The following is an 11,720-nucleotide window of genomic DNA, read 5'->3' as shown; positions in this document are numbered from 1 at the left end:
GTGATGCGCTAACGTTACCATTAACGCATCAGTAAGAGTTGGAGACTTTAGCGGGAAGACTTATTGGTTATTGAACTCTTTTTGGAAATGAAGCACTTTTTGTAAATATCGACGCGCTTCTTCTTTTGGATGCTTATTTGTAAGAGCCCAGTAGACTTGATCTGGATTGAGTTGGTTGATTTGATTCATCGCGCGATCTCGATCAGGATCAAAGGTTGCCAATACGCCACCTGTGCCCCCGTTATAAGCCGAGATCATCGTGTAGTGTTTGGTGGTTGGGTGTTGAACATTCTTCAAATAACGGTTTTTTAGAATATAGAAGTATGCTGTACCTGTATCGATATTATTAGCTGGATCAAACAGATATTCTTTCGTTGGGATCCCTGGCTTATTCTTTACCAAATTAAAGACATCAGCTCCTGCAGTTTTTGGGATCACCTGCATCAAACCATAAGCCCCAGCATGACTTACAGCAAAAGGGTTAAAGCTACTTTCGGTTTTGACAATGGCATAAATTAAATCTTCATCAATACCGTACTGCTTTGATGCGCGTTTGATTAAATCAGCATATTGATATTCACGTTGTTCAAGGTGATCGCCTACCATATCTATTTGGACATAATAAGCGGTGCCGTATTTAAAGGGTTTTGATTGAAGTTTGTTCTCAATTAAGTAATCGGCAAAACGGTTAGCACGCCACTCCCACTGAATATCTTGACCATCATGATCTTTTACCTGACCCAGTAAGAAAGGCTTACCATTAAGGGGGATGGTTTTATCGCTAAACAGATCAACTTGAGCAGGATCAGCCGGCATCAGCAAAGTTGAAACAATGGCTTCTTTTAATGTCTCTTTAGGTGCGTATTTAGACACAGTTGAAACGTAGATTTTACCTGTATCAAAATCGATATGAGCTCGCGTTCGATACCCATCAAGATATTTTACATAACGGTGTTTACCGGCTTGTAAAAATTCATCATCCCCCCATTGTTTTTTAACTTGCTCATTTAAGTAAGCGAGCAGTTTCTTAAAGGCTTGTTCTTGTGCATTGGTATTGGTTGTTGGTGGAGGCGGAGGAATAACAACCGGTGGTTTTGATGGCTCCGCCGGACCATAAACATCGAGATCTGACGGGGCGCAAGCGGTTAAAGCTATTGAGCTGGCGACAGCAAACCAAAGGTGTTTCATGATGTTCCTTATCTAGCACAAGAAATTAAAGCAATAATTAAGGAACAAATTTTCATGAAAACAAAAGGAAATAGCAAGCTGAGTAAAATGATTAGTTTACTTATGTGACCTCCGCGCTGTTATAGCCCCCGTTCACCTTGTCCAAACCGATAAACTATTTGGCCTGTGAATAAATCATCATTGGTTGAGTATTTAGTGCCATAGTGATGACGCCAGTCTAGTTGGAAAGCCCAGTTTGGATGGAATTTATAGTGTAAACCTGCACCACCAACATATTGAAAGCTCTTAATATCTCTATCTTGATCTTTTAAGCTTTCACCAATCCCCGCTGATACATAAGGCCGTAATTGCCCATGAGGGTTAAAGTAATATTGAACATCAAGGTTGTAGCTCTCATAGGTATTAGTTTGTTGAGTGGTTGTACTTTTGAGATCGGCTCGGGTGTAGTTTAAACGTGATGAAAACTGCTTAGTAAAATACAGACCCAATGACATCGTTGGTGCCCAATCGTTTTGTAGTCCCCATTTGGGATCTAAATTAAGGTAACTGGCCCCGGCGGTAATTCCTACAATACCATAGGTCACAGGATCATTAGTTAATTGGGTATAACCTCGCTCGCGGTAATGGCGATCACTTCTTTGGTTTGGATCATTGAGCTGATAGCTAACGTTAAGTGCAATTTGATTATCGGTTTTGCCGTTGCGATGTTGTTGCTGATTATATGAGATATAGCCAGTGCCTGCTTTGACCAAGTTGCGTCCGGTTAGTTGATTGATACCTCGGCCAATACTATCGACTGGATCTAACAAAAATAGAGCGGTATCACCTAGAGTTTGCGATCCCAGAACTTTACCGCCAGAAGCTCTAATGTGACGTTCTTGCTGGAAGGCCCACTCACCGTAAACCCAACCTAAAACAGGGGTGACGACCAAATCTTGAATTGATGGTACTTCGGCAAAGGCTTCAACACCGTATTCCCAATACACCGTCGACATGAGTGCTGAATAAAGAAAGGAATCCCACTGACGATACCCAGATTTTCTAGCGACTTGATAGTAAACGCCACCAAAGTATGGGTGACCAATATAATTGATATACCAAACATCTCGGTCCCAAACTGGGCCTTCAGTAACATTGTCATACCATTTTTCAAGTAATCGATCGTCACTTTTATCCCAATTAGTAAAGTCACTAGGCAGCAAAGCTAAAAAGCCTGCAACACCTAAACCATAACCAATAATGGATTGGGTTTGTGACCACAGTCTTGCTTTATCTTCACCGTTATGAGCAGAAAATAGGGCGATTTCATAAGGATTTGAAGCGCTATAAGGCAGCGAAGAATTATTCTCCCACTGTGAATTACTGATAGTTGAAGAGGCATAACTTAATGAGGGAGAAAACGCTAAGGTACTACAAATACAGAGTGCGAGACTTGAATATTTTTTTGTCACTGAGGCTCCTGTCATATCGATAAATAATTCTTTGTTTACTAACAAGTTGAGCTTATTAAGTGTTAGCTTACCTTATTACTATGTTAGACAAGTGCTTGGATTAATCGAATTTTTGTAAGGAAATATAGAAAACAGGACATACTTAGTTACAACTTCTCTGTTGAGTGGATAACTCTCTCATGGTCAACTAGCGCCATCGAAATTGATGAGGTAAATATACTTACTATGGACGACCCCTCGAGTTGCTTGTTAACTCTAAGCTCCTTATTTAAGGAGACTGCACAATGCTAGAACTTTTCTTACAACCAGAATCCTGGATGATCTTAGCAACCCTATTTACGTTAGAAGTTGTATTAGGTGTTGATAATATTGTATTTATATCGGTACTTTGCGAACGCTTACCTGTTCATCAGCAAAAGATGGCCCGTAATCTTGGTATTACTTTAGCGGTAGCTGCTCGTATTGTATTGGTTTTCTCTATCAGTTGGGTTATGTCACTCACTGAACCATTATTAACCATGGCAGAGACGGTATTTACTGGCCGAGATCTTATTATGATCGGTGGTGGTGCTTTCCTATTAGCGAAAAGCTTAAAAGAGCTATGGATGTGGTTAACTCATAACGAAGAACATAATGCGAGTACAGTTCGCGCTGGTATTACGTTGGTTCTTCTACAGATTGTTGCTGTAGATGCTGTGTTCTCAATGGACTCTGTTATTACCGCTGTTGGTATGACCGATGAAATTCCATTGATGGTTGCCGCGATTTTAGCCGCAGCCGTTGTGATGATGCTGTGTGCTGAGAAAATTAATACCTATGTTACGCGTTATCCTGGATTTAAAACTCTAGCTTTGTTGTTTCTAGTACTACTCGGTGGATTATTAATGGCAGAAGGCTTTGCTATCCACATCAACAAAGGTTACGTTTACTTTGCTATGGCGTTTGGCTTAACGATGGAAATGTGTCATATCCTACTTAAGAAAAAACGCAGTAAAGTGATTAAATCTATTCAGCCTCAACCAATGGGGTGGGCTATTAAGGCTCGATAATTTGTCTTAATTTCCTAAAATGCAAAGGCAGAGATTACGATCTCTGCCTTTTGTTTATCTGGCATTCTCTCATTTATATTATCGTGTTGAGTATTTATATTGATACTTTACTTAATATTTTTTGCTTGAAATGGCTGTTTTTGGGGATATTTTTAAATTGATTTAGAACAAGAATTGTGGCGATTGAAATTTAAGTTAAATTTAACATGTTATAAACATCATCTCTTATCCTTATGTTTATAGTGATTATTTTTTGTTTGTAATTTGTTTTATCGAATCTTTCTATTACTGCATCCGTTTTTTTCGTTTTGAACATTTTTATTTGGAAATTTATTTTGCACACAAATAAATATTCTAAATAGGAAGTTGTTGTGAAATTAATTAAATATGCAGTTGGTGCTGGCATTATAGGATATCTTGCCACCGTATATGCCGTTGACCACTTTGATCAAAACCTAAGTGAACAGAAAGAGCAAAATGCGACCCTATCTCATATGAACGCGCTGTCGTCAAAAGCCTTCAATGTATTTGCTGAAAATGGCTGTGAATACTGTCACACCAAAAACAGTGAAATGCCATTTTATGCTAATTTGCCGATTGCGAAGCAGCTAATGGAGCGAGATGTACGTAACGCTCAACGTCAGTTTAATATCTCTGGTATGTTAGAAAACATGCAGCAGGGTAAACCCATTTCAGACGTAGATCTTGCTAAACTTGAATCGGTTCTTGAAGACGGTTCAATGCCTCCTAAACTGTATCTAACTATGCACTGGCGTTCTGACTTATCTGATGATGAGAAGAATACTCTACTCGATTGGGTTCGCCAGCAGCGCGCTGAGCAACATGCCAATACAGGGGTAACGGCAGAATTCAAATATGCTGCTGTTCAACCAATCACAACAACCTTTAAAGTTAACCAAGCTAAAGTGAAGCTCGGTGACGAACTGTATCACGATACTCGCCTATCTTCTGATAACTCTGTTTCTTGTGCGACCTGTCATGATCTTAACCGTGGTGGTGTTGATAGATTAAATACGTCTACTGGTGTGGGTGGTGCGAAAGGCCCAATTAACGCGCCGACTGTGTTTAATGCGGTATTTAATATTCACCAGTTCTGGGATGGTCGTGCCTTTGATTTACAAGCGCAAGCTGGTGGTCCACCTCTAAACCCGAAAGAGATGGCATCAACGTCTTGGAATCAAATTATTACTAAGTTGGATAAGGATCCTGTTCTTAAAGCACAATTTGATGCGCTGTATAAGCAAGGTATTACTGAAGAAACCATTACAGATGCTATTGCTGAATTTGAGAAAACTTTAGTGACGCCAAACAGCCGCTTTGATAAGTATATGCGTGGTGATAAATCAGCGTTAAATGCAGAAGAAATTGCAGGCTACAAGTTATTTAATAAGTACAAGTGTCAAACCTGTCACGCTGGTGAAGCAATGGGTGGCCAGACATTTGAAATTCTCGGTGTGAAGAAAGATTACTTTGCCGATCGAGGCACTCCGTTAACAGACGCTGACAAAGGTCGTATTGGTGTGACTAACGATCCGAATGATTTACACCGCTTTAAAGTACCAACGTTGCGTAACGTAGCTCAAACAGCGCCATACTTCCATGATGCCAATGCTAAAACGTTGGATGATGCGGTAAATAAAATGGCACTGTATCAAGTTGGTGTAACGCTACAACCTCAAGAGACAAAAGAGATTGTTGCTTACTTAAAAACACTAACGGGTGAGTATAACGGTAAGCTGGTTCAGTAACGTTATTACCTTTATCGTTAATAAAAATCCAAGTGCAGAGATGTACTTGGATTTTTTTGTTTAAGGCTTAATATAACTAAATCCTTCCGTTTGCTTTTTAATTAGCTCATAGGCTCCCGCTGGTACAACGGTGACAGCTGTACTTAATTGCTCTTGAGATAGCTGAAACTTATCAAGGGAGTGATGACAAAGCGCAAAGGTCACGCCTTGATGAGACAGGGCTTCGATTGTGCTTAAATTTGTATTCCCTTCTACTAAAAATCCTTGTACTGCGTTGCCGTGAGCAAGTAGCTCTATCTCCATTTTAGGTTCAATTTCTAATACATGAATGATGTTATTAAGGGCAAGATCTAAGCGCTCAATTTGATCAACATGGAAGATGGCTTTCATGTTCGAATTCCTTTGCTGCGGTGACGAAGTGTCATCAGTACTTATTGTGAAACGAACTGGTGTGAAGATCACTAGGAGCAAAATGAGTTATTGGATATGGAATGAGGTGCAATGGTTTATTTACTTTAAATCTCAACTGCGATAGCTAAATATGATGATTTTATCTGCTTATTTTGTGTTAAATAAGAGTTATTTAACATGTATTTAATGCATATTTAACTATTTATATCCTTGAAAAGTTATCGAAAGACGAAAATTGCTACCAACTTCATGATAATTATGAATTAAATTGAGTATTATATTTATGTTTTATGAGTGTATTTTGAGTCAAGGCTATTTCTCATATTGTTAGCTTTAACTCAAATAAAGGTAGTTCGCATGCAATCTAAAAAATCATTAAATCAATTATTAAAAGAAGCCCGTTCAGAATCTATGAATAAATGGATTGGTATTATTCAAGATGAAACTGAAATATTATCTGCTGGTGAAACCCCTACAGAAAAAATGACAGATTTAATTAAGCAGATCAAACTTGTGATAGATTTAGGTGGTAATCCAGATGAAAGTATAAACGACTTAATACAAAGTACCTTTAATCAAGGTATTCAAAGTGGTTTTGCTAAAGCTCTTTCTAAATTTCATAATGGATCCATCACTACACGTAAAAAGCCTAATGAGGATTTCTGGATATTGCATTCATATTAAAATCAATATCAAATCACGGCCAAACTCCCAACAGTAGATGGTAATACACAGAAAATAACTACATTTATTAAGATGAGTGAGCATGGTTTTGAATAAATTCAGTGCTTATTTTCTATGCATGAATTTTATCTTTAACCCATTTATATATAATAATATTGAGATTTAGTGGCTTATTGTATGGATGTAGAGTTGTATCAGGATTAATAGTATGGAATTAAGAGATAAGCTGTCTAAGTTGACGGCTGCATTATCGGAAGGTTTGATTGAGCGAGATACAGAAGTAAAACTAGCTGTATTAGGCTTGTTATCCCAAGAAAACGTGTTGTTTGTTGGCCCGCCAGGGACGGCAAAGAGTGAAATTTCAAGACGACTTGTAGAAGTTGTAAAAGATGCCTCGTATTTTGAATACTTGTTGACTAAGTTCACTACACCAGAAGAGGTATTTGGTCCGCTCTCTATTTCAAAATTGAAATCTGATGTTTATAGCCGAAATACGCAGGGATACATGCCGACATCAGATGTTGTCTTCTTGGATGAAGTCTTTAAAGCTAATTCAGCGATCCTTAATTCACTCCTCACAATTATGAATGAACGGATATTCCATAATGGTGTGAATAAAGAACAAACTCCACTACTTTCAATGGTCGCTGCATCTAATGAACTGCCAATTGGTCACGATGAACTTAGTGCTCTTTATGATAGATTCTTGATTAAGAAGTTTGTCTCACACGTAAGCGACAAAAACGTATCAAAATTATTGCAATTAAGCCCAAGCCCATTTTCATTATCTGATGAGTTAAAGCTCACTAGAGATGAGATCAAAGCTATTAGCAATGAAAGTAAAAAAGTTGAGATACCAAAAGATATCGAAAAGTTGATTATAGTTATCAAGAAAGAGTATGACTCTGAATTTGTAGAAAACTCTGATGAAGTATTGTCAGATCGCAAGTTAGTTAAAGCAATAAAAATAATGAAAGTATCTGCTTATACATGTGGAAGAGATGTTTTAGATTTATCTGATGTTAGTTTGTTGAGGTTTATTCTATGGTCAGATAGTAAAAACATTAACAGCGTAAATAACATCATAAATAAAAATCTTAGTGGGAGATTATAGGGATGAGTTTTTTTATGGGGGGAATGCCTTTGGCGAATGGATTAAATAATATATACCCAGAAAAGATTAAAGAATTATTAGGTCAAGATAGTCATGAATATATGGCTAATGTGAGTTATAAGTCTCTCACAGAAATACATATATCTTTGATTATCGAAGAGTTAAAAATTAAGGGACTTTTAGGTCATTTAAATGAAGTAGCAAATGATTTTGATGTGAGTAAGTCAGAGGGTAAAGCCAAAGCTGGTTGTCGATTCTTTGAACAGGTAAATGAAAGAATTAAACAGTACAACGCCAGTACAAAATGGAAAGATGAAAGGATTGAGTTATTTTCACTCCCTCAAAGCAGTTTTTATATCCATACACCAACACAAAGTAAACTAAAGGAAACGGTTAAAGAAAGCTCTAAATTAGAAGAACAACTTAAAGCGAATATTTGGTTATGATTCCTATACTTGGAATGCTATCAGAAGTTGCCACATCTGCTTTTACTAGGTTTGTATTAGTTAAGTTAGCAACGAAAGCAACTAAATACTTTATTGATGATAATTTTCGTTCAAAAGTCACGCCAGTTGAGGGCAGCGTTGTTTATAGTGATCTTTTTACTGGCGTTGAGCACTCAGGTATTTATATTGGGGATGGTAAGATATCTAATATTGTAGTGACTGGTACATTTGAGTCTGAAGTCAAACTAGACTCAGCTTCAACTTTTGTCGATAGCAGTAAGCTTCATAGCAAAATCTACGTATCATGCAACTCTAATGGTGCTGTTGGTCATCAAATGGTTGCTGATGAAGCAGAATCAAGAATTGGTGATAAGGCATTCTATGGATTGATTATTCAAAATTGCCATGAATTCAGTCGAAAGTGTGTTGAAAAAGCGCCAGAAAATTTGAATTTAGGGCTTTGGGATAAGGTTACAAGTTCTTTTGAAATTGAAGATACTTGGGAATTTACCATTGGGGCTTTGAAACGTTCTGCCAAAAAACATATGCGGGCAACCAAGTGGCGTTTGTGGGAGCAGGGTCAAGGGAACTCAATTTCAGAGAGTGAGTTAAAACAGATATATCATCAGCTTGATAATACTCCTCTAGATTCTCAAACTCTAGACGCTATTATACATTCGCAATCCGAGTTAGAGCGTTATTCTAAAGAGATTGAAGATGAAAACCTACCAGCTTCCGCGCTAAAGAATATTGACCAATATAAGACGCAACTAGCAAAGTTGAAATATGCAGGGGAAAAAGCAACCAAATTAAGTAAGGGGTTAGGTTATAGTTTTACTTATAACGAATTAAAGGATATCAAAGATATCGATTTTTCTTCTTTGGCTCAAGAGCTAGCGTCTAATCAAGCGATTACAGATATAGTAACAACACTCGGACGAGCATATATTTCTGAAAAGACTAATCATAAACAAGTGAAACGGATTAATACCAATGAGGTTTATGGCACACATAAAAGTGCTGATATTTCACGAGTCTTACCCTCTGATCTTGCTCTACTTGAAAATGAAGATCTCGAATATCTCTTCTATGCCAAACTACTAGAATCTAATCTTTCAACCTATAAGCTGCTTGGCCATCACATTGATTTTGAAAAAGAAAATGATACCGAAGAAGATAAGGGCCCTATTGTCACTTGTTTGGACACTTCAGGTAGTATGTCTGGAATACCGATTTTAAAAGCAAGAGCCTTATTGCTAGCAATACACTCAATCATCACCAAAGAGAAGCGTGAGTTATATGTATTGCTGTTTGGTTCAAGAGGTCAAGTTAAGGAGCTTTATCTAAGTGAAACATCTTCCAGTGGTCTTCTACCATTCATTTGCAAAGAATTTTCTGGTGGCACAGACTTCGAAACACCGCTTAAGCGAGCTATTAATATCATTGAACATAAGGAAAAGTTTAATAAGGCTGATATTTTGATGATCACTGATGGTGAATGTAACGTAAGTGATAATTTTCAACGTATGCTGGTGGCGAAAAAGTCACAGTTAGACTTTTCTGTTCAAACAGTAATTTGTACTGGTTCATTTGCAAACACCCACCAAGTAACCGATGGATTCAGCGATCGGATTGTTGGTATCTAAAGTGTATTAACTCAGCCCGATCTGACAGTTACCCACTTTTCGACTTGGTGTAAGTCAGATTGTGGAAATCCTCCCTAGTACTTACGTTAAGGGAGGATAACTTATCCTATCTAGTTTATGAACAGGGGGAGCTGTAGGTTTTCTGGGATGGCTACTCCTGCTTGTTTTAAAAGAAACTTTAAAGTCTCATTCAAGCGATCAGAATCTTGTGATAAGCCAAGTTGAAGCCCCAACGCTTGTAACGATGGGGATACGGGCATACGACCTTCAATGCTATAGTCAAAAGTATGGAAACTTTGTAATGATTCATCAGCATCTCCTATTGGATGTACAATCGTCATGGAACAAACTAGGCTCTTGTTGTTAGACCGATTGTGTATGCCATGAACATATTTCATCGTACATTCTGGTAGGTACTTCGAAAAAGCTAGTGTCGGGTATGTATACTTAGCGTCTAGCACTATTAGTTTTGATGGTTTATTTTCCTTCCTGACTTCAATAACAACGTCAGGGCATCTATGTGAATATTTGTGTTGGCTAGAGCGAGGTTTCACCTTTCCTTTATTTAGTACTTTACCTTCAGAGTTGATATATGAGCTTTCATTTGAGTGAGAGTTTTTTGGCATCCAATAAGTTGGTTCCCTAACCAAACTAATCTCGTTTCCATCTATATCATGTATTAAAGCCCCAATCGGTTTATGACCTTTTTTAATAGGGTTTAGGATATTGTTTAACGATTCACTAATTCTATAGTAAGCGTAAGATTCAAAAAGTGTTGGAATACTTTTAATTGCTAAAAGATTTTGATACACAGACCAGTCTGGACAGCTTCTTTCAAACCAATTGATATACTCAATAAACACGCCTCTATAACTTAAGTGAGCCTCTGCTTTTTGAGTGAGAATAGGTCGTTCAAGTATATAATTGGTAACGGGAATCGACTTATCCAAACTATGTTTGAGAAATTCTACGCGCTCAATCGCGCGAACACACCGCTTTATTTGATTGCCAAGTAGCTCTTTTTTAAATCGATTTACTTGAGTAAAAAAAGAAGAATAGCCATCGGGCATATCTTCACAAAATGCTGATTTTAGACTGCCGGTTCTGTTGTAGTTTGTGAGCTGTTTATCTGCTTCATTCAGAAGAGTTACGATAAAACCGTGAATTACTTGATTCTCATATAAGTTAGAGCTTTCTTTGAGAATAGGAACTTGTACAGAATGAGCTTTGTACATTCTGTTATTGAACTCAAAGTGAGCACGATCAATATCATCAACTTCTTCTACAACAGATAAGTTGTCTAATAACCACCCTAATGCACTGTCATCCAAGTCCTCTTCCCCAGAGGCTTGGAGAACACGATGCTCGGGCAAAAGCTTAGTTATAGGTTTTGAAAATAAGCTCTGAAACAGAAAGGATAACTTATCTATTGTGTGCTCAAGCCTTTCTAGGCTTCCATTTGGAGAAGTTGAGCCTTCCTTAAAGCCTGCTCCATGCTTGGTTGTTTGAAATAGAGAGTGAAGTTGTTCGTCCCCAAGTGTAGCCAGATAAGAAAGCATATCTTCAACATTCTGAGCGTTGAGTTTTGATGCAAATATCTCAAGTGGAGCAAAGTTTTTGATTACTTTGCTCTCTTCTTCATCTTCAAGCTCAACAGAAAGTTCCGCTAAACCAAAATAGTTAATAAATAGGCATTCAAGTAAGCGATTTTTCTGTCGTTGAGGTTTCCAAATAAAATTCGTGTAGTTTTCATCACAATCAACATAAGTAGCTGCGACCCGATGATCGTAGAGGTTTAATATCGCACTTTGAAACTTTGCGGGTACTCTTAAAAGTAACTCAATAACTTCGTTTTCTTTTACCCATGAGGAAGGCTCCAGTTGAGAGCCGACCTCGTTTAGACGAATAACCTCTCCAGATCTACTACCTGATTTAATGTGTAGCTCTAAATGCATATTCGCC

At 37.7% G+C, this 11,720-nt stretch carries 10 protein-coding genes; 6 read left to right on the top strand and 4 right to left on the bottom strand.

From position 1 onward, the window contains the following. Positions 1 to 60 precede the first annotated feature (60 nt). Both mltC and CTN07_RS11825 read right to left on the bottom strand, forming a co-directional pair. Positions 61 to 1,188: a membrane-bound lytic murein transglycosylase MltC gene (mltC, locus tag CTN07_RS11830; protein ID WP_005306354.1), complete on the bottom strand. Its 1,128-nt coding sequence runs from the start codon at positions 1,186 to 1,188 to the stop codon at positions 61 to 63. A 119-nt stretch (positions 1,189 to 1,307) separates the two neighbouring features. Next, on the bottom strand, positions 1,308 to 2,639 hold the full coding sequence (locus tag CTN07_RS11825) for a DUF3943 domain-containing protein (protein WP_005306357.1): 1,332 nt from the start codon (positions 2,637 to 2,639) through the stop codon (positions 1,308 to 1,310). Positions 2,640 to 2,923: 284 nt separating this feature from the next. Between CTN07_RS11825 and CTN07_RS11820 the strand changes: the two genes are divergently transcribed. After that, positions 2,924 to 3,688: a TerC family protein gene (locus CTN07_RS11820; protein WP_005306359.1), complete on the top strand. Its 765-nt coding sequence runs from the start codon at positions 2,924 to 2,926 to the stop codon at positions 3,686 to 3,688. A gap of 371 nt (positions 3,689 to 4,059) precedes the next feature. After that, positions 4,060 to 5,457 (top strand): cytochrome-c peroxidase, encoded by a 1,398-nt coding sequence (locus CTN07_RS11815; protein WP_036765897.1) that lies wholly within the window; start codon positions 4,060 to 4,062, stop codon positions 5,455 to 5,457. A gap of 60 nt (positions 5,458 to 5,517) precedes the next feature. Here the strand turns inward: CTN07_RS11815 and CTN07_RS11810 are convergent, their stop codons facing one another. Next, positions 5,518 to 5,847, bottom strand: coding sequence for a DsrE family protein (locus CTN07_RS11810; protein WP_036765898.1), 330 nt, complete (start codon positions 5,845 to 5,847; stop codon positions 5,518 to 5,520). A 378-nt stretch (positions 5,848 to 6,225) separates the two neighbouring features. Between CTN07_RS11810 and CTN07_RS11805 the strand changes: the two genes are divergently transcribed. From CTN07_RS11805 to CTN07_RS11790, 4 genes are all read left to right on the top strand, one after another. Beyond that, positions 6,226 to 6,552, top strand: coding sequence for a hypothetical protein (locus tag CTN07_RS11805; protein ID WP_036765899.1), 327 nt, complete (start codon positions 6,226 to 6,228; stop codon positions 6,550 to 6,552). A 208-nt stretch (positions 6,553 to 6,760) separates the two neighbouring features. Beyond that, the gene (locus CTN07_RS11800; protein WP_005306365.1) at positions 6,761 to 7,666 is read left to right on the top strand and encodes an AAA family ATPase; all 906 of its coding nucleotides are present in this window, start codon (positions 6,761 to 6,763) and stop codon (positions 7,664 to 7,666) included. 2 nt (positions 7,667 to 7,668) lie between these two features. Beyond that, positions 7,669 to 8,112, top strand: a complete 444-nt coding sequence (locus CTN07_RS11795) for a hypothetical protein (protein WP_036765900.1) — start codon at positions 7,669 to 7,671, stop codon at positions 8,110 to 8,112. Next, positions 8,109 to 9,758 carry a VWA domain-containing protein gene (locus CTN07_RS11790; protein ID WP_036765908.1) on the top strand — a complete coding sequence of 550 codons (1,650 nt, stop codon included), beginning with the start codon at positions 8,109 to 8,111 and terminating at the stop codon, positions 9,756 to 9,758. Before CTN07_RS11795 ends, CTN07_RS11790 begins: the two co-directional genes overlap by 4 nt. Positions 9,759 to 9,868: 110 nt before the next feature. On the opposite strand, the gene CTN07_RS11785 is transcribed toward CTN07_RS11790, so the two are convergent. Further along, positions 9,869 to 11,713 carry a hypothetical protein gene (locus CTN07_RS11785; RefSeq protein ID WP_005306371.1) on the bottom strand — a complete coding sequence of 615 codons (1,845 nt, stop codon included), beginning with the start codon at positions 11,711 to 11,713 and terminating at the stop codon, positions 9,869 to 9,871. Positions 11,714 to 11,720 lie beyond the last annotated feature (7 nt).

It is taken from the genome of Photobacterium damselae (assembly GCF_003026815.1).
GTDB lineage: Bacteria > Pseudomonadota > Gammaproteobacteria > Enterobacterales > Vibrionaceae > Photobacterium > Photobacterium damselae.
This window is presented reverse-complemented; position numbering and strand designations above follow the sequence as displayed.